The 18,987-nt window shown below is 64.2% G+C and carries 17 protein-coding genes and 2 pseudogenes; 12 read left to right on the top strand and 7 right to left on the bottom strand.

Going from position 1 to position 18,987, the window contains the following annotated elements:
* A pseudogene (locus AB0H84_RS51690) lies at positions 1–85 on the top strand (IS5/IS1182 family transposase); the annotation flags it as partial.
* A 77-nt stretch (positions 86–162) separates the two neighbouring features.
* Here AB0H84_RS51690 and phnC read toward each other — a convergent pair.
* From phnC to AB0H84_RS51720, 6 genes are all read right to left on the bottom strand, one after another.
* Positions 163–1,014, bottom strand: a complete 852-nt coding sequence (gene phnC, locus AB0H84_RS51695) for a phosphonate ABC transporter ATP-binding protein (protein ID WP_357621650.1) — start codon at positions 1,012–1,014, stop codon at positions 163–165.
* Positions 1,011–2,723: a phosphonate ABC transporter, permease protein PhnE gene (phnE, locus tag AB0H84_RS51700; protein WP_357621652.1), complete on the bottom strand. Its 1,713-nt coding sequence runs from the start codon at positions 2,721–2,723 to the stop codon at positions 1,011–1,013. The genes phnC and phnE overlap by 4 nt, the downstream gene beginning before the upstream one ends.
* A gap of 10 nt (positions 2,724–2,733) precedes the next feature.
* A complete protein-coding gene (gene phnD / locus AB0H84_RS51705; protein ID WP_357621655.1) occupies positions 2,734–3,678 on the bottom strand; it encodes a phosphate/phosphite/phosphonate ABC transporter substrate-binding protein in 945 nt (314 codons plus the stop codon).
* A gap of 24 nt (positions 3,679–3,702) precedes the next feature.
* Positions 3,703–4,674: a phosphate/phosphite/phosphonate ABC transporter substrate-binding protein gene (gene phnD / locus AB0H84_RS51710; RefSeq protein WP_357621658.1), complete on the bottom strand. Its 972-nt coding sequence runs from the start codon at positions 4,672–4,674 to the stop codon at positions 3,703–3,705.
* Positions 4,675–4,781: 107 nt separating this feature from the next.
* Positions 4,782–5,768, bottom strand: a complete 987-nt coding sequence (locus tag AB0H84_RS51715) for a hypothetical protein (RefSeq protein WP_357621660.1) — start codon at positions 5,766–5,768, stop codon at positions 4,782–4,784.
* Between the two features lie 226 nt (positions 5,769–5,994).
* Positions 5,995–6,291, bottom strand: a complete 297-nt coding sequence (locus tag AB0H84_RS51720; RefSeq protein WP_357621662.1) for a metalloregulator ArsR/SmtB family transcription factor — start codon at positions 6,289–6,291, stop codon at positions 5,995–5,997.
* 314 nt (positions 6,292–6,605) lie between these two features.
* Between AB0H84_RS51720 and AB0H84_RS51725 the strand changes: the two genes are divergently transcribed.
* The 4 genes from AB0H84_RS51725 (at position 6,606) to AB0H84_RS51740 (ending at position 9,730) form a co-directional block, all read left to right on the top strand.
* The gene (locus tag AB0H84_RS51725) at positions 6,606–7,283 is read left to right on the top strand and encodes a hypothetical protein (protein ID WP_357621665.1); all 678 of its coding nucleotides are present in this window, start codon (positions 6,606–6,608) and stop codon (positions 7,281–7,283) included.
* A gap of 78 nt (positions 7,284–7,361) precedes the next feature.
* Positions 7,362–8,471: an LLM class flavin-dependent oxidoreductase gene (locus tag AB0H84_RS51730; RefSeq protein ID WP_357621667.1), complete on the top strand. Its 1,110-nt coding sequence runs from the start codon at positions 7,362–7,364 to the stop codon at positions 8,469–8,471.
* Positions 8,472–8,514: 43 nt separating this feature from the next.
* The gene (locus AB0H84_RS51735; protein WP_357621669.1) at positions 8,515–9,096 is read left to right on the top strand and encodes a DsbA family protein; all 582 of its coding nucleotides are present in this window, start codon (positions 8,515–8,517) and stop codon (positions 9,094–9,096) included.
* A gap of 121 nt (positions 9,097–9,217) precedes the next feature.
* Entirely contained in the window at positions 9,218–9,730 is a 513-nt protein-coding gene (locus tag AB0H84_RS51740) for a flavin reductase family protein (RefSeq protein ID WP_357621671.1), read from the top strand.
* Between the two features lie 86 nt (positions 9,731–9,816).
* Here the strand turns inward: AB0H84_RS51740 and AB0H84_RS51745 are convergent.
* Positions 9,817–10,086 (bottom strand): annotated as a pseudogene (locus tag AB0H84_RS51745) (metalloregulator ArsR/SmtB family transcription factor); the annotation flags it as partial.
* Positions 10,087–10,509: 423 nt separating this feature from the next.
* Between AB0H84_RS51745 and AB0H84_RS51750 the strand changes: the two are divergent.
* The 7 genes from AB0H84_RS51750 (at position 10,510) to AB0H84_RS51780 (ending at position 18,384) form a co-directional block, all read left to right on the top strand.
* Positions 10,510–11,631: an arsenic metallochaperone ArsD family protein gene (locus tag AB0H84_RS51750; protein ID WP_357621674.1), complete on the top strand. Its 1,122-nt coding sequence runs from the start codon at positions 10,510–10,512 to the stop codon at positions 11,629–11,631.
* Positions 11,632–11,656: 25 nt separating this feature from the next.
* Positions 11,657–12,937 (top strand): cysteine desulfurase, encoded by a 1,281-nt coding sequence (locus AB0H84_RS51755; RefSeq protein WP_357621677.1) that lies wholly within the window; start codon positions 11,657–11,659, stop codon positions 12,935–12,937.
* A gap of 69 nt (positions 12,938–13,006) precedes the next feature.
* The gene (locus AB0H84_RS51760) at positions 13,007–13,798 is read left to right on the top strand and encodes an ArsI/CadI family heavy metal resistance metalloenzyme (RefSeq protein WP_357621679.1); all 792 of its coding nucleotides are present in this window, start codon (positions 13,007–13,009) and stop codon (positions 13,796–13,798) included.
* 178 nt (positions 13,799–13,976) lie between these two features.
* Complete coding sequence (arsM, locus tag AB0H84_RS51765) at positions 13,977–14,873, top strand: arsenite methyltransferase (protein WP_357621682.1); 897 nt, start codon at positions 13,977–13,979, stop codon at positions 14,871–14,873.
* Between the two features lie 11 nt (positions 14,874–14,884).
* Entirely contained in the window at positions 14,885–16,006 is a 1,122-nt protein-coding gene (locus AB0H84_RS51770; RefSeq protein WP_357621685.1) for a GTP-binding protein, read from the top strand.
* 39 nt (positions 16,007–16,045) lie between these two features.
* A complete protein-coding gene (locus tag AB0H84_RS51775) occupies positions 16,046–17,188 on the top strand; it encodes a methyltransferase domain-containing protein (protein ID WP_357621688.1) in 1,143 nt (380 codons plus the stop codon).
* Positions 17,189–17,352: 164 nt separating this feature from the next.
* On the top strand, positions 17,353–18,384 hold the full coding sequence (locus AB0H84_RS51780) for an inorganic phosphate transporter (RefSeq protein ID WP_357621691.1): 1,032 nt from the start codon (positions 17,353–17,355) through the stop codon (positions 18,382–18,384).
* The last annotated feature ends 603 nt before the right edge of the window (positions 18,385–18,987 follow it).

Consider the following 18,987-nt stretch of genomic DNA (forward strand, 5'->3'; position numbering starts at 1 on the left):
GCGCTGTTGCCCGCATCGAGCGACCGCGCTCGTACAGGCGATCCTTGTGCTGCAGTTCGTGGAAGAAGGCCGCTACTCAGGATGAAAAATGCTCAGTATGTTGCCTGGCAGCTTGCTGCCAAGAGGCGAGCTCGGGAGAGCTTGGCCGACAGGCGAGCGCTCTCAGATCATCGCTTCCGGTGATGTCACCGGTTTCATCGCGTCGACCGGTTCCTCCAGCGCCGCCTCGCCGTCGTCTTCAGGCGTTCTCCGGTAGATCTGCATGATGGCCGACTTGGTGAGCCGGTCAGCGGGCTCGTCCAGCACCGTGCGACCACTACGGAGACCGATCACGCGATGTGCCCACCCGAGGGCCATGTCGACCTGGTGGAGGCTGCAGATCACGGTGAGGTTCTCCTCGATGCAGATACGCCGGAGAACCTCCATCACCTGCGTCGAAGACTCTGGATCGAGAGACGCGACCGGCTCATCAGCAAGCAGCAACCATGGGCGTTGCATGAGGCTTCTGGCGATCGCGACGCGCTGCTGCTCTCCTCCCGACAGGGTGTCGGCGCGTTGGAACGCCTTGTGCCCGAGCCCCACGCGGTCAAGGTGATCGAGCGCCTCGCGACGCAGGGCTTTGGGATATGTGGAGACACCGAGCCGCGGTCCTCTCAGCCGGCCGAGCGCTCCGGACAGGACGTTCTCCATGCACGTGATGCGCCCCACCAGATTGAACTGTTGGAAGATGAAACCGACTTTGCAACGGAGCGCGCGCATGGTCCGTCCACGAGCGTCGACCACGTTCACCCCCAGGACCTCCACTTGACCGCTGGTGGGCTTGTGAAGGCCGTTGAGAAGGCGCAGCAGAGTGGACTTGCCGGAGCCCGACAGCCCGACGACTGCCAGGAAATGACCTCGCGGTATCCGGAACGACACATTGTCGAGAGCAGTCTGCTCGCCGAAGACCTTGGTGACGCTCTCGACGAGAACCGCCGGTCCATCATGGCTGGCCAGGAGCGGAGACGAGTTCACAAGATCCTCTTTCGGACGGCGTCGGAGAAGCGCTCCACGATGAAGACGGTCACGAAGATGACGATCAGTACCGCCGTGGTGGTGTGGAACTGCAGCGTGTGCACAGACTGGTAGGTGATGAACCCCACTCCTCCAGCACCGACGATCCCGACGATCGTGGATGAGCGAATGGTGCTGTCGAGAGTGAAGAGCACCGTGGCGACAAAGGACGGGGCGACCTGCGGGATGACAGCGGTGACCGACTGTTGCGTTCGGGTCGCGCCGGTGGAGCGCAGTGCCGTACCGGGGCCTGGGTCGATGTGCTCCACCGCATCCGCCATCAGCTTGGCGGTGAGGCCGATGGATCCCAGGGAGAGAGCGACGACGCCGGCGAATGGCCCCAGACCGAAGGCGGACACGAAGATCAGAGCCAGGACCAGCGGGGGCAGGCCTCGGGCCACCACGATGATCAGCCTGGCCACGTGGTAGATGATCGGGTGTGGGGCGATCGTACGAGCAGCCAGAAAAGCCACCGGAAGACTCAGCAGAGTGGCGAGGGCAGTCACCATGATGGCGATGGTCAGGGTTTCCATGATTGATCTGGGAAGTTGCTCCTGAACCGACGCGAAGTCAGGCGGGAAGAAGCTGCTCACGCTGGTCAGTAGCTCAGGAACCGCTTGGACCAGGGCCAGAGGGCTGATGTCGAGTCCCATGAAGCTGACCGCGACCAGAAGCGCCGCGATCCCCGCAGTGATTGCACGCATGATGCGCGCACGCGTCCAAGGCGCGCTCAGTCGTCGCTCAGAGTGAGGGACTACCGTACGTTTGATGGTCGGTCTGGAACGGATCCGGCGATGTCGTCTCGCCTGCTCGTTGCCGACGATGCTGGCGCGAATGGCGGCCGAGGTGCGTTCCACCAGGATGACCAGAGCGATGATGATCAGCGCTAGGCCCAACCCGCGCTGGTACTGCAAGGTCCGCAGGGTGTTGTAGAGCTCGAAGCCGATGCCGCCCGCACCGACGAAGCCCAGCACTGCGGACGCGGCGACGTTCATGTCGAGCCGGTACAGCACGGTGGCCACGAACGACGGCATCACCTGCGGAACCACACCTGTGACCACCGCTTGGAGGCGGCCTGCTCCCACGACCTCAACGGCCTGATGTATACCCGGGTCGATCTCCTCGATGGCTTCGGCGAACAGCTTGCCGATCATGCCTGTGGAGTAGACGGCGACAGCCAAGACCCCAGGTAGAACCCCAACTCCTAGAACGCGTACGAAGATGAGTGCGTAGACCAGATCGGGGATGGCGCGAGCACCGAGGATGATGGCCCGGGCGACAGCCCGGACCGGGCGGGACGGAGTGGTGTTACTCGCCGCCAGGAAGGCCAGGGGCAGCGACAGCAGTACGGCCAAGGCGGTGCCTGCGACGGCGATCATCAAGGTGTCGAGTACAGGCCCTACGACACGAGCGGGCTCGGGCAACTCGATCGGCAACATCCGGCCGAGCAGGTTGCCGAGGTCCTGCCAGCCGTCGATGAGCCGTTGCGGGTCGACGCCGATCTGACTCGCGCTGAAGACGATCAGTATGACGGCGGTGATCAGCGCCGCGAGCGCGTTCCGCCGGCCTCGTGTCCATGGTGGCGACAGCCTGTCACTTACGGGGCCTGTCGGCGTGACCGTCCCCTCTTCCTTTGAGGCAACGTCGGTGCCCTCGGATGATGCGACCATGGACGGCTCCTCAACCGCCGATCTTGCCGCACGCTTCGATACGGGTCGCCTTACATGCGTCCCAGATCACCTGGTAGTAGCTCGGGGCGATCGGCACGTACCCGAAGTCACCGCTGGCGCTGATGAGGCACGCGTCTCCTTTGCAGTAGCCCTTGCTCTCGAGGTATTCGGCATTGATCCTGTTCGTGGCATCGCGAATCTTGTCGCGGAGATCCTGAGGAAGAGCGCTGCGTGTGGCGAGGGGAGAGCCGGGGGCGCTGATCTGCCACACGGTCTTGAGATCGTTCTGCTTGACGTCCCCCTCGCGTACGGCGTTCTCGAGCTGCGCCTGAGATGCGAGACCGACGTCGCAGTCCCCTTGCTTCACTGTTCGGGGAATGGTCGCGCCGGCGGGGACGGTGAGACGTTTGAAGTCCCGATCTACCGCCATGCCGGCTTTGTGGAACTCGAAGAGCGGCACCAGCGTGGTGGTGGAAGCCGGGTCCGGGAAGCAGATGGTCTTGCCCCGGAAGTCGGCGAAGCTGCTCACCTTGCTCGACGCGGGAACCAGGCCGTAGATGAGATACCCCGCCTTATCGCCTTTGGCGTGAATCCTGACGCCTGCCGGCTCGATCTTGGCGCCGTTCTCCACCGCGAGAGCGTAGGAGAACGCTCCGAGCTGGGCGACATCGACGGTCCCGGCGATCATTCCTTCGATGACGCCGGCGTAGTCGGCGGCCTGGAAGGTTTCGATCTTTATGCCCACTTCCTTGGACATTGCCTTGACGAAGGGGCCGAAGTCATCGTCGAAGGTGCGGGCCTCGCCACTCGGCGTCGCGGCGAACACGATCTTCTCCGGCCACTTCTTCCCGCCGGAGCCGCCGTTGCGGGGAGTGGAGCCGCACGAGACGATCGTCGCGAGTGCCAGGAGGAGAATCCCGACCCTGCCGGCACGGCCGTGAGATGGGCTCAGCATGGGATACCTCTCATGCACTACGGATTACGACGCACCGATAGCGGCACAGGCATCGATATGGGTGGCCTTGCAGGCATCCCATATGACTTGGTAGTAGGAGTGATTGACGGGCAGGTAACCGTAATCCCGGTTGGAGCTGATCAAGCAGTCGTCGCCCTTGCACCATCCACGCGCTGCCAGGTAGTCGGCGTTGATCTTCAAGGTCGCCGCCCGTATCGCGTTGCGAGCGTCCTGGGAGAGTGCGGTTCGCATGACCAGTGGCGAGTGCGGCGCCCGAACTTCCCAGAAGGTCTTCAGCTCGTCCTTCCGCACGTCGCCGGTCCTGATCGCGTTCTCCAACTGTGCGTCGGCGACGAGCCCGACATCGCAGTCGCCCTGCTTGATGGTGCGGGGGATGGTGTTGCCGGCCGGCACGATGATCCGCTTGAAGTCCTTGTCCGGGACCAGTCCTGCCTTCGCGAACTCGAACAGTGGTATCAGGGTCGAGGTGGAGGCAGGATCAGGGAAGCACACGGTCTTGCCGCGGAAGTCGGCGATCGAGGAAACCGCAGCATTCGACCGCGCGACGCCGAGTACGGAGTAGCCCGGCTTGTCGCCTTTCCTATGCTGTAGCAGTCCAACCGGTTCGATCTTTGCGCCATTCTGGACAGCCAGGGCGTACGAGAATGCGCCGAGCTGGGCGACGTCGACGGTCCCGGCAATGAGCGCCTCGATGACGCCGGCATAGTCGGCCGCCTGGAACGTCTTGATCTCCAGGCCGGTCTCTTCCGACAGCGCCCGGACGAACATGCCGAAGTGCGCCTGGAACGTACTCGCTTCGCCGGCCGGAACCGCCGCGAAAACGATGCGCTTTGTACCACCACCGGCAGACCCGCTCGGCTTGGCTCCGCTGGAAGTGGTCCCGCTCCCGCTACATGCCGCAACCACGACCATCACCGTCAGCGCAGCGATGAACGATGTGACCCTGCCTGCTGAACCCGCACGTCTTTCTGTCATCGCTGTTCCCCCGTCTCCCCCATGAACCTGGCTAGCGCGTACGGCGGCAATGCATCAGCACCCGTCCGCCTCCCGAGGTGGAGACGGAGGGCTTGTCGGGACATGGATCAGGCGAAGACCTCGGGAGCCGGAGCGACCGTTTTCTCAGTGGTGAATCGGATCAGCTCGTCCAAAGTAGGCAGGCGGCGGGTGACCACCGGATAGCCGTCGACGACTGTCAGGGGCATGGGGCAGACGCCCTTCATGCGCCACAGCGCCACAGCGACTTCGGGGAACTCTTCGGGCTTGTCGTAGGACAGCATCCGGGTCCGGAGCCGACAGCATGGAGGAGCGTTATCGAGTTGCGCGAAGACCTGAGCGGCCGCGGATTCATCGGCCTCGGACTTCACGTAGACGACGATGCCCTTCATGTCCTCGCTGAGGCTCTCCCGCCGGCTCTCCTCCCAGGGCAGGGAGAGGTTCGCCATGGGATGGGCAGGGTCGATCGGTCGATGGTCGCAGCCCATGTACTCGTCGCTGATCCAGAGCTGCCCGAACGCGAACTCTGTGGGGCGGCGCCAGTCGTCCACTCCGTCCGGTGCGAAGACCCAATGCTTTTCGGCTACTCGTGTATGCGCCCCGTAGACGGGCCGGTCGGGACCGCCTTGCCGCACGCTGCGCCACCCGCGTGAGGAAGCCTCCCCAGGAATGCTCTCGAAGGCGCCCCGTGTCCTCGGATCCTCCTGGCGCATGTCGACGCCGAAATGGTCGACGAATGGCTTGGGCAGCGTCAAGGCGCCCGGGATCAGGTCGTCCTGGGCGATCGGGAACGACGAGAAGATGACGTTGATACCACCGGCCAGCTGGTACTTCACGTAGCCGGGCGCCTTCCACCGCTCCAATCGGCCGCGAGCGCGAAGCTCCTCATGCGGCAGGTCCACCAGGTCGTCCACCTTGACGTGGATGTGCAGCGATTCAGCCGCCGATACCGCTTCGGCGAACTCGTACCCCTCGTCGATGAGCTGCAGGAGCTGATCAGGCTCACGTCTGCCAATCAGCTGCCTGCGTACTAAGTAGTCCAGTTCGGGTTCGATCCTTGCCTGCTGGAAGGGCACTGCCGACCTCCCCGTCTCGTCGCCGTGCCGTCCTGTCAACGATGATCGCTAGCATCATCGGACTTTATTGATATCAGCGGCTTCGGCGATGGTATCAAGGCGGTTTTGCCCTAACAAGAGTTGATTTGAGCCTCTCGAATGCGGGCCGCCACGGGGCAGGAAAAGACGTGGCCACATGACAACAACGGCGAGCGGCATCGCCGCCCGCCGTTCCGATGAGGCTTCGTCAGCCCGTGGAAGCGGTAACGCCTGGAGGGAAGGAGCACACTCCGTCCGTGGAGGTCACCATCGCCGACAGGCATTGGGTGAGACAGGCCAGCGGCCCGATGCAGATCTCGTAAACGTTGCTGCGGCCGCGCGGACTGGAGGTCACGATGTCCTGCTCGCGCAATAGCCGAAGGTGATGGCTGACGAGCGCCTGATTCTGGCCGAGCGCGTCCTGCAACTCCTTGACGGTGTGCGGACGTTGGACCAGCAACAGCGCGATTTCCAGTCGGACCGGGTCTCCCAACGCCTTGAGCACAGGCGCCCACTGTCGCGCCGCCTGCGATGGCGACTCCATAAGCGACGTGGTGGGAGGTGCGTCCGACTGGGCTTGCGTCATATGCCCATTGAAGCAGACCGCCCAACAGCACTCAACAGTGAACTTTGATGACGTGGCCTGGGCCTGCTGTTAGTAGTCTCACGCCATGCAACAGCGTCCGTCGCTATCATTGACATTTGCTATTGAAAGCCAGATCTGTGCGTGCCAGGATGCCGTTATGCCCGGCATCACCGCTCGCCAGCCGAGCGGCGCGTTACCTCCGCTGACATCGCCCGCCAAGGGAGCGTGATCTGATGCTCAACCCATCGTCGTTCACCCCGACGCTGGACTTCTTCACTGACCAGAAGCTCATCTCTCCTGACGAGGCCGGCCTGGTCACAGATCTGTTCGCCGACGACTTCCCCTTCACCGACGCACTGTCGATTGCCGAGTCAGTCCACGTGCAGGTCAAAATCGACAGCTTCAGCAGACTGCCGCACGAGTCGATCCTTGCCCAGGGTGTCGTCACGGAGCGGGATGTACCGGGCTTCCGCAAATACGGCTTCGCCAGTGGTCTGGCCATGATCTTCACGACCGGCCCCATAGCGGAAGACGACCTCATCCCTGGCGCGGTCACTCGCGCTCTGCCTTTCGTGGACCACCTAGGCATAGACCTTCGTGAGGAGTCGGAGCGGAGCCGCGACATCTACGCGGAGATCCCGAACCGCGGCGCGCAGGCGGGTTGGCGCCATGTCCGTCAGGGCGGCCCGGAAAGCCCGGTGCGCGGGTGCTACTGCGAAGTGAGCGAGAAGCGGTGGGTCTTCCCGCCAGATGGCCCCGAGGGGCGTGGCCGACCGATCGAGTTCGCATTCGGAGAGATCGAGATTTTCCAGGGAGATGTCGGCTGCGACTACCGGCCGATCGACCCCGCACACCCTCTCGCCCACAAGGCTCTTCCGCTCATCGGCCGAGCGCAGCAGAGCAGCTGCTAGCACCACGGAAGTCGACCGCGTCAGCTCATGAGACTCGCGCGGCGATGCCGCATGCCCGATACGTAGCTAAGGAGCGCTGTGCAGTTCACCGTTTACGACATCACATCGGCTACCGCGGACGGCGCCTCGGCATGGCGCCCCACGGAAGGTAGAAGGACGCACGCTTCGGCCTACCAGCACACGCTGCACCAGGCCCGGCTCGCCGATGAAGGTGGCCTGGACACGTATTTCCTCACCGAGCACCATTTCAACGCCGGCTTCCAGGTGGTCCCTGCCCCGAACCTCGTCGTGGCGGCCCTGTCGCAGATCACCTCCCGCATCAGGCTCGGCGTCATGACCCTGAACCTGCCTCTCTACCACCCGGTACGCGTCGCTGAGGAGATCCGCACGCTGGACCTCCTCTCCAACGGACGTCTGGAGGTGGGGCTCGGGCGTGGCCTGGCCGGCTTCGAGCAGGCGGGTTTCGGCGTCGACCGCGCCGAGAGCGAGGACCTCTTCGACAAGAGCTTCGCGCTGGTGAGACAGATGCTGGTCGAGGGAGGTATCGACAAGTACGACTCCGGTCCCTGGCATGGCGAGGGCGGTGCCCTCATCCCCGATGCCACCCAGCTTCCTCACCCACCTATCTGGATGGCGGGGATCAGCGAGAAGTCGATCCGGAAGGCGGCCCGCCTGGGGGTCAATGTGTGCACGGCGTTCCTCGATGCCGAGGACACCGCCCGTACGGCCAGGATCTACCGGGAAGCGTGGGAGGAAGTCCGACCGGACGAGCCCGTCGGCAAGTACGGCACCCTCCAGCACATCTTCGTCGCCGAAACCGAGGCTGAGGCCCGGCGCCTGGCCGAGCCGCATCTGTCGGCGTGGCTGTCGGCCGGACACGACGCCTCGGCAGCGATCAACCAGAGCGCCACGGTGGACAAGGGCTACGAGGACCACAAGAAGTGGTTCGACAAGATCACGAAATTGCCGTTCGATGCCGCGGTAGAACGCAACCGGATCATCTTCGGCACCCCGGAGCAGTGCATCGAGCAGCTGCTGCACAAGGCCGAGGCGGGCGTCGACATGTTCCAAGGATGGTTCCAGTTCGGCGGCCTGGACTTCGACGCCAGCGATCGCTCCATGCGGCTGTTCTGCGAAGAGGTCGCCCCGGCGGTCAAGAGCGCCTTGCCCGCCCCGTCCGCCGCTTAGAGCTGCGGACGCAAGTCATCCACATCAAGACGAGGAGTGTTCAGTGACATCGGTCAGATTCTGGTTCGATCCGTCGTGCTACTGGTCATGGCGGGCTGCGCGGTGGCTCATGGACGCCGCCGCCCAGCGTGACCTCAGCGTGGACTGGCGGTCGTTCAGCCTGACTGTCCTGTACGGCGACGACATGAATCCTGAGTGGCGGTCGATGCTGGAGACGTCGCACCGCGCGCTGCGCATCGTCGAGGCCCTCCGGCAGAAGGACCGGTCATCCGACGCGGCCGGCTTCTACACCGCGCTGGGCACAGCAGTTCATGAGAACGGCCAGCCGATGACCGAGGCCACCGTACGAGAGGCGGCCGAGACCTCCGGCACAGCGGACGTGATCGACGCCTTCGACGACGCATCCTGGGACGAGCACATCCAGGCCTCCTTCGAGGAGGCAATGGCCTCCGCGGGCCCGGACATCGGCAGCCCGGTGCTTGAGCTGGCCGGTGCCGCTCGCGGGATCTACGGGCCGGTCTTCACCGAAGTGCCTCCTCAAACAGAGGCAGGCGAACTATGGGACGCGATCGCGCGCCTCGTGAGTACGCCGTCCTTCCTCGAGCTGAAGCGAGGCCGCCCGTAACGCCGGCAGGGGCGGAACGCCATCAACGCCGCGCGGGCCTCCGCCCCGGCCGAAAGCACGACAACGACGCGGCCTTCCCCGCATTGAGCATGGAGCGATCGTGGGCCCGAGCAACGGGAGCATGGTATCCACTGACGACTTCCGTCTCCTGATGGGACGTCTTCCCACCGGTGTCGTGGCGGTCACAGCGGTACGTGATGGAGAGCCCGTCGGCCTGGTCGTCGGGTCCTTCTTCTCGGTATCGCTGCACCCGACGCTGGTCGGCTTCTGCATCGGACGCTCTTCGACGAGCTGGCCCCGGATCGAGGCATTCAACGGCCGCTTCGGCGCGAACATCCTCGCGGCGGACCAGGCTGCGATCAGCATGGCACTCGCTGCGCCGGGCGGAGACAAGTTCGGCTCCATCGATTGGTATCCCTCGCCCAACGGCTCACCGATCATCAGGGGTGCAGTGGCGTACCTGGACTGCGAGAAGACGGCCAGTCACAACGCGGGCGACCACGTCCTGATCATTGCTCGTGTCACCCGGTTCCACGAGGTGCGTGATGAAGGGCCACTCGTGTTCTACAGGAAGGGGTACTACTCACTGCTCCAGCCGAGATCGGGGCATCAACCCACGGCGCTGTCGGGATGAGGTGCGCCGTGCCGAGCTACCCCTACACCCGCCCACTGGCCCTCAACCTCCCGGCCGGACAGTTTGCGGGCGCCGGTGAAGTCCAGCAGAACAACGGCAAGGCGGTCCACCATCTCCGGCACCAGGCTGTAGTACACCCATGTCCCGCGTCGCTCAGAGACCACCAGGCCGGCCGCGCGCAGAGCCTTGAGGTGATGCGAGATGGTCGGATCCGTCAGATTGAAGGCGGGAGTGAGGTCACACACGCAGACCTCGCCCGTCGCGCTCGACGCGATCATCGACAGCAACCGCAACCGGACCGGATCACCCACCGCTTTGAAGACTGGCGCCAGCTCTGCGGCAACGCTTGCGGGCATGCAAGCCGGTGCGGGCGAATCTACACAAGTGCAGTCAGTCGCGGAACTCGTAACGGGTGTCACTTTACTGGGCATATAGCCAGATTTGCAGAGGTATCCGCGTATCGCAACAACCCATCAAAGCCGATGCGCAGCACCTGCGACAGGCATCTATCGGCTAAGCCGTATCCCATCTATCGGGGGGCCCAATAGGCCTAACAAGACAAGTTGACATTGGAATCACATGGCGGAACTCCGGGGGCGGGGGATTCGCCATGTCGTGCTGAGGTCTCAGCTTATCAAGGATGTGCATCGACATTCGACGATGAACTAGGGGCGGCGATAAGCCGAGCAATTCAGCACAAATACTCTTGACACCGTGACGGGCTGGTTAGACGATGGCCGAAGTGAGCGTTCGCCCAGCCCTGAACGCCTGTCATCGACATGCTTGCTGTCGGGAAAAGTGACACGCCTGTCGATCCATTCACAGTCAAGCGATATTGGCGCGGCTATCGGGAAGGTAATGCCATGGCCTTTCGTGTTGCTGAAATAGAGCAGGATCTTCGCCTGTTCACCGACCGCGGCGTCGTCACCGCCGGCGAGGCCGAGCAGATCCTCGCGATCGTCAGCGACTCTTTTCCGTTCGCCGAGGCGATGGACAACGCCGAGTCCATTCACGTGCACGTCAACGTCGAGAGCGTTACGAGCATGTCGAACGAGGACGCGGTCGTTCAGGCCTGCCAGGAAGTCATCAACTCCGACCAGGAACGCAAGTTCCGGTTCTCCAGCGGCCTCAATGTCATTCTCGCCTCCGAGCCGACCGCGGAAGACGAGTTCATCCCCGGCGCGGTAACCCGGCAGAAGCCCTATGTGGACCACCTCGGGGTGGATCTCCGCGAGGAGAATGCCGTTACGAAGAAGATCTTCGACTCGATCCCGGAGACTGCCGGGAACGCCGGCTGGCGCCATATCTATCAGGACGGTCCCGTACGGTGCTGCTACACGGAGATGGGCCCGAAGCACTGGGTCTACCCACCGCAGGCCGACGTGTGGCGGCCGATCGAGTTCGCCTTCGGCGAGCTCAAAGTGTCGGACGAGCACCTCGGGTGTGACTACCGGCCGATCGACCCCGGTCATCCGCTGGCCGCACTCGCACGCCAGTCGGTGCCGGCCTGCGAGACGCCCGCGACCGAGACGACGAAGGCGACCGCGCTCTCGAAGATCCACATCTTCGAGGAGTGCACCTGCAATACCAGTCCTTCCCGGCCGCTCGTGGATTTCCTCAGCAAGAGGTACGAGGGCGTGGAGGTTCGCGCGTTCGACATGGCCAAGCCCGAAGGGCTGGTACCGCTGCCTCCGCCGTTGTTCCTCGCCCTGGAGAACGAGGGCGTCCGGTGCCTGCCCGCCTTGGTGGTGGACGGCCAGGTCCGCACCAAGGGATGGCTGCCGAACCTGATGGATGCCGTAAAGGTCATCGAGAACCCCGAAGAGGCCGGAGTGCCGATCTCCCGCCCGGCATCCCAGGCGTCCAGCTCCTGCTGCAGCACAGACCAAGACTGCTGCTGAACCCACAAACTACGGGAGCACTTGTATGGCGACCGCCGATACTCCCCCTAGCACCTTTATCAAGCCCGATGTCGAGAGGATCCGAGCGGACTTCCCGAGTCTCACCGGAGATCTCGCGTACTTCGACAGCGTGGCTTCAAGCCTGACACCGCAGCCGGTGATCGACGCTCTGGTGGACTATTACCAGAACTATCGGGCCAACGTGCATCGGGGATCGTACGACCTGTCAATAAGGGCCTCGGAACGCTTCGACGAGTCCATCCAGACGATCGCCTCTCTGATCGGCGCGGATCCGGACGAGGTCGTTCTCACACAGAACGCCACGCATGCGATCAACCTCGCGGCACTGACGATCCCCTTCAGCTCTGGCGACGAGGTGGTCCTGTCCAGCCTTGAGCACACGTCGAACATGGCGCCCTGGATGAGAGCGGCCGGCATATTCGACCTGAAGGTGCGCTGGTACAAGTCCGGTCGCAGCGAGCAATTCGACCTCGACCGCTTCACCGAGCTCCTGACCCCCAGAACGAAAGTGGTGGCGCTGGCGCAGGTCTCCAATGTCATCGGCTCGACGACACCGGTCGAGGAGATCGGCAAGATCTGCCGTGAGCGGGACATCTACTTCCTCGTCGATGCGGCCCAGTCCGTCCCGCACATGCCTGTGGATGTCAAAGCCATCGGCTGCGACTTCCTGGCGTTCTCCGGCCACAAGATGCTGGGGCCCACCGGCGTCGGCGTTCTGTACGTGCGCCGAGACCGCGGTGACACGCTGATGCCGGCGATGCTCGGCGGAGGCACGATCGACACGACGTCGTGCGCGGCCCCGAGCCTGGACGGCTGCGTGCTGGAGCACTGCAGCTTCACCGGGCTTCCGCACAAATGGCAGGCGGGCACACCGCCCATCGCGGAGACGATCGCTCTGGCCGCGGCCGCGGATTATCTGCGCAACGTGGGCTACGAGTGGATCGCAGAGCACGAAGTCGCCCTCCTCAGAAGACTGCTCGAGGGGCTCAAGGCCATCCCGGGTGTTGATATCCATGGCCCCCAAGGGCTCGAAGGACGCACCTCGATCGTCTCCTTCAACGTCGCAGGGATCCCGCCCGAAGAGGTGGGCCGCATTCTCAGCGACAACTACCAGGTGGCCGTCCGTGCCGGTCAGCACTGCGCGGTGAACTACTTCTTCAAGGAACTGCACGAGAAAGTCGAGCATCCGGGGAACGTGCGGGCCGGCATCTATCTCTACAACACGCTTGAGGACGTGGAACGACTCCTCAACGGAGTCAGGGACATTGCCGCTCTCGTTCGCTGAGGACATTCGGCAGCCGTGCGTCGCCCAGCCGCGACCCGGCTCGGAGCACGATAGGAGCCCCCATTCATCATGAGGATCGACGTTTACGTCAGCAGCGAGGATGACCGGCTGAAGGCCCAGGAGATCCTCGACGCGGTGCCTGACGTCCCGGACTCTGTGACTCTCGTCGCGACGAACCTGTACGGGTCGACCCTGGACGGAGTGCCGGCGGTCGTCCTGCAGGTCATGCGGATCAAGAGGAGCGGCACTCTGCCGCTGACCGTGGTGGACGACAAACCGGTGGTCTCCGGCGAGTTTCCGACCGTCGAGCAGATCGTCGACTACTTCACCAACGGCGTGCAGGCGGCGGCCGGTCTCGTCGACAGAGCGGACTCCGCGGTGGACTTCGCCACTGCCAGCCGCATGCACATCAGCATGTTCGTCAGCGATCTCGCGGAAAGCGTGAAGTTCTACGAGGTCTTCTTCGGGCAACCGCCCACGAAATATCTGGACGACTACGCGAAGTTCGAGGTCGCCGAGCCGCCGTTGGTCATCTCGTTCAACCCGGATCGCAAACCGGTTCCCGGCGGAGCGGTGAATCACCTCGGGGTCCAGGTCAAGAGCACGGACATCGTGATGGCGATGAAGGAGAGGTTCGCGGCCGCCGGATTCCTCACCGACGAGGAGGTCGCCACCCCGTGCTGCTACGCCGTGCAGACCAAGGTCTGGGTGGGGGACCCCGACGGCAACCGCTGGGAGGTATACGTCGTGACAGAGGCCGACGCGGACGAGGGCTGCGGGCCGGATTGCGCCTGTTATGCCGAGATCGCGCCCAGCCGTGTCACCAGCAGCGGCAGCTCCAAGATGCCGGTGTCCGCCTAGGGATCCAGAGCACGCCTGATCCAGGCAGCGCGACCCGTCGGCGCTCGGAAACGGGTCGCGCTGCCGTACCACTCGGCCGCGACCTACCCCTATGCGGCCGCTTGGTGCTGTCCGAATACATATACCGCCATGCGCGAGCCCGGCAGAGGGCGACTGGCGCAATACGGGGAGACCAGCCATGACCGGTGCCAACTCCGAGACTCATGACGCCATCAGAGACGCCGTAAGACGTCGCTACGGCTTGCGTGCGGCAGCCCAGTACAGCCAGGCAGTGGACACCGCTTCCTGCTGTGGCACGGACAGCAGCTGCTGTGGCGAACGTCCGACCGCCGGCGTCAACAACTTCTCCGCGGACCTGTACGCGTTGGACGAGATGGAGGAGGTGCCCCTCCGGGCGGCACTCGCCAGACTCGGCTGCGCCAATCCGACCGCCGTTGCCGCGTTGAGGCAAGGGGAGACGGTCTTGGACCTCGGCTCCGGCGGCGGCCTGGACGCTCTGCTGGCCGCGCGGCGGGTCGGTCCTCGCGGGCACGTGTATGGCATCGACATGACCGACGAGATGGTCACGTTGGCGTGGCAGAACGCGATGGACGCCGGAGTCGGGAACGTCTCCTTCCTCAAGGGCGACATCGCGGATATCCCCATGCCGGACGCCTGCGTCGATGTGGTGATCTCCAACTGCGTCATCAACCTGGCCGCCGACAAGCGTCGCGTCATAGCCGAGACATGGCGGGTACTGAAGCCGGGAGGACGGCTGGCTGTTGCCGACGTCATCATCCGCGGAGGTCTGCCCGACGGATCTCCGTTCGCCGATGCGCTGAGGAAGGACCTGTACGCCTGGGGCAGCTGCATCAGCGGTGCCCTCAGCGACGCCGACTACCTCGATCTGCTCGATGAACGAGGGTTCACCGACCGGCGAATCGACGTCATACGTGAACACCACGCCGACGACCTGTTCCCGCAGGGGCTGCCGGAATACGCGCAACTGGAGCCGCCGGAGACTGTGGACGCGCTGTTGCGCCGGTTCGCCAGCGCTGTCGTACACGCAGACAAGCCCCGAGCCGCAGCAATCTGAGGAGAGCAACAGTGGCGAAATTCATCGCGCTCAGCGGCTTCCTCGGCGCGGGGAAGACGACCACGATGACCGCCGCGGCCCAGCGTCTCCGGGCTGATGGTCTTCGCGTCGCAGTTGTAACCAATGACCAAGGTGCCGAACTGGTTGACACCGCGCTCGCCGCCACGCGGCTCGATGGGGTGGGTGAGGTCACCGGAGGATGCTTCTGCTGCAGATTCGATGATCTCCTTGGTGTGACATCACAGCTGGTAAGACAGCAGGGCGCCGACGTGGTCATCGCGGAGTCGGTCGGCAGCTGCACAGATCTGACAGCGACCGTCGTGCGGCCGATGCTCGCACTGCACGGAGACAGCTTCAGGGTTGCGCCTTTGACCACGATCGTCGATCCGCTGCGCTATCGCCGGCTGCTCGCCGAGATCGACCGAGGCGACGACAGCAACGATATGGCCTACCTGTACCGCAAACAGCTCGAAGACGCGGCCGTCATCGGCCTGAACAAGGTCGACCTCCTCGAGCACGATGAAGTCAAGGACATCATGTCCTCTCTGGCGGAGAGGTTCCCCAACGCCGAGATCGTCGCTTATTCAGCCGGACGCCAGGACATCGACCCGCTGCTGCAGGCGTGGACCCGCGACCATGGCGCCGACGACACCGACCTGGTCCTGGACTACGAACGCTACGGCGAGGCCGAAGCGCGGCTGGCTTGGCTGAACCAGACGATCACCGTGCACGCCACCACCGCACCCTTCGCGCCGACCACCTGGGCGACCACAGTGCTGGATGAAGTGAGCCGACGCTGCCAGGCGGCGGGTCACACCATCGGGCACGTGAAGATCATGCTTGAGGACCTCTCCTCGGGCGTTCTCACGAAGGCCAGCCTGATCGACACCGAGCGACCTCCCGCGATCGACCTCACCGGCTCGCCTGCCGTTCAGAACGGACGGGCGATTCTCAACGCCCGCGTCGAATGCGAGCCGGAGGAGCTCGAAGCGCTGACCGCCGTCGCCGTAAGCGAAGCCGACAGAGTGCATGGAACGGACTCCAGCGCCCTGGACCAACGCTCCTTCAAGCCCGGTCAACCGCGCCCCACGCATCGCCTGCTTGTCGAGGCGGACCACTCTCAGCAGCGCTAACGGCAACCTTTCCTCTGTCAGGAGACCGGTGGTGTCACAGTGAATATCGAAAACGCGGTACAGCAGCGGTACAGTGCCGCGTCACGCGTCGCGGAGCCGGGCTTGTGCTGCCCCGTCGACTATGACCCGCAGTATCTCGCCGCTATACCGGACGACGTGCTGGCGAAGGACTACGGCTGCGGCGACCCCGTCAGCCATGTACGGGCCGGCGAGCGGGTCCTCGATCTGGGCAGCGGAGCCGGGAAGGTCTGTTTCATCGCCTCTCAGATCGTCGGTTCCAACGGTTCGGTCCTGGGCGTCGACATCAACGACGACATGCTGGCGGTGGCCCGAAAAGCTCAGCCGGAGGTGGCACGTCGGCTCGGGTACGGCAACGTCGGATTCGCCAAGGCCCGGATTGAAGATCTGGCGTTAGACCTGGAGTTTCTGGACGCGCACCTGGCCCGCCACCCAGTGCGCTCTCACGATGACCTGACGAAACTCGTTGATCTGTCCGACCGGCTACGCCGCGATTCGCCGCTGGTACCGGACGAGAGCATCGATGTGGTGATCTCCAACTGCGTCCTCAATCTCGTCGCGCCCGACCGCAAACAGGACATGTTCCACGAGATCGCCCGGGTGCTGCGCGGCGGAGGGCGGGCAATCATCAGTGACATCGTCAGCGACATCGATGTCCCCGCGGCGATGCAGGCGGATCCGGACCTTTGGTCGGGGTGCTACAGCGGGGCGCTCCAGGAGGAGCGCTTCCTGGACGGATTCATTCAAGCCGGCCTGACAGGGCTGACGATCCTCAAACGCGAGGCGCGTCCCTGGGAGACGGTGGGAGACGTTGAATTCCGCAGCGTCACCATCGCCGCGTACAAGCCGCTCTCACCGCCACCGCCCGTCAGCGGCCCTGCTGCCATCTACCGAGGTCCCTTCGCCACCGTCACGACCGACACAGGGCTTCATCTGCATCGAGGCCAGGTCGTGCCGGTGAGTCCGCAGCATCTTCCGGCGATCACTTCGGGCGCGTACTTCGAGCACATCATGATGCTGGAATCCGAGGCTCCGGCGTCGGAACGGACTGCCCACCCATCCGACAACGCCACCGCCTCGAATGCTGACGGGCAGGGGGCCCCGACAGTCCACTACCGGCCGTTCGCGCTACCTGATGTACCCAAGGGCAGCTGTGACTGCTGAGTGAGTCTGAGGCATGTGCTCACCAGCGCCTCGACTCGTAGCTGCAGCCTGGGCATCGCTCCCATCTCTGCAATCAGGCGATGCTCTCCCTCGCCCATGATCGCTCTCTCCGCTACCGGCGCACCTCGCCCACAGCATGGGCCCTCACCCCAGGAGGTAGCTCGATGGAAGTACTCGTTCTCGTTCTTGTAGTGCTGCTCGCAGCGGCAAACGGTGCGAACGACGTGCCAAAGGGGGTTGCCACTCTTGCCGGCGCCGGGGTGACGAGGATCCGTACGGCCATCGCCTGGGGAACCATCACCACCATGGCCGGCTGCCTGGTGTCGCTGACATTGGCCTCGAAGATGACGGCTCTCTTTTCCAAGGGAATCGTCTCCGCCAGCCCGACTCCAGCCTTCACCGTCGCCGTCCTCGTGGGCACCGTGTCCTGGGTAGTCCTCGCCACCGTACTCAAGCTTCCGGTGTCAACCACGCACGCGCTGGTGGGGTCCCTTATCGGTGCGGGCAGCTTGTTCGCCAGCACAGCCGTCCAGTGGAACGGCCTGCTCGCCAAGGTCGTGCAACCGCTGCTGCTCAGCATCCTGGTGGCCTATGCCATCTCGGCCGTGCTCGGCGTCATCACCCGGAAGATCGTGTCGGCTCAGACCAAAAGAAGGGGCGCGGTCACTCAGCCGGTACCCGATGGCAGCAGAGACCTGATCACGGCAGAGGCGACTCCGGCCCAAGCGACCAAAGCCCAAAAGGCGGTCGGCATCGCACACTGGGCGACCAGCGGCCTGGCCAGCTTCGCCCGCGGCCTCAACGACGCGCCCAAGATCGTAGCTGTCGGCTCCTTCGCCTTGATAGGCGGATGGACGCCCACCACCCTGCTCATCGCCGTCACCGTGGCCATGGCTATCGGTGGCTTGGTTGCCGGCTCCCGCGTCGCAGACCGCCTTGCTTACTCGGTCATCAAGATCCCGCACGTCGAGGGCTTCGCCGCCAACCTCACGACCGCTGGCCTCGTTGGCCTGGGCGCCACATTGGGCCTGCCCATGTCAACCACGCAAGTCTCCGCAGGTGCCATCTCCGGCATCGCAGCAAATGATCTTTCTCGGCTCAACAAGAAAACCGTGCGGGATCTGCTCATCGCTTGGTTGTGCACACCACCTGTCGCCGCCGCCGTGGCCGCCGGCACGTATTTGATCGTCGCCTAGGGCATCGGCAACCCCTCACTCGCTCCCGGATGCGGCGGAGGGGCTGCCGCCAGTCGTGGTCGTCCACGGCAACCTGGCCATGGACGGAGCGAGGCGACCTTGCGGTTGTGCGCAGTGTACTTGTACAGCGCATCGTTTTCGAGAGCAGATCAACTCGGCACAGCTACGACCGTCCTCACACGGGGACGAGGTGCTTCAACCCGGACTCTCTCGCGCAAACGTGCCCGCCGCTCCAGCTGCCTTCACCAGACGTGCCCAGCGAAGGCTGCGATGAAAGCGGCGTACAAGATCGGCGGAGCGCGGCAAGGTCCCGTTGGGCTCCCGATCTTGGTTTGCCCACTCCCAGGCGTCGCGCTGGAGCGCTCGTCGAGAAGACTTGCCGCGAGAGCCGGATGCCTCTTGTCGATCTGCGGGGCGTTCGCCATGGCCGGTCTTGTGCGTGCAAGCCTGGCGCACGACGGAGCATCGCACCAGTCTGAAGGTCATCTCCATGCCGCCGATCAATGCGAACGCCGGCCATGCCGCCACAGCGCGGCCGATGATCGAGGGCTCAGCCACAGCAACATTGGCACCTACGCTGGCGAGGCTTCCGATGATCAATAG

This window comes from Nonomuraea sp. NPDC050786, from assembly GCF_040654115.1.
Lineage (GTDB): Bacteria > Actinomycetota > Actinomycetes > Streptosporangiales > Streptosporangiaceae > Nonomuraea.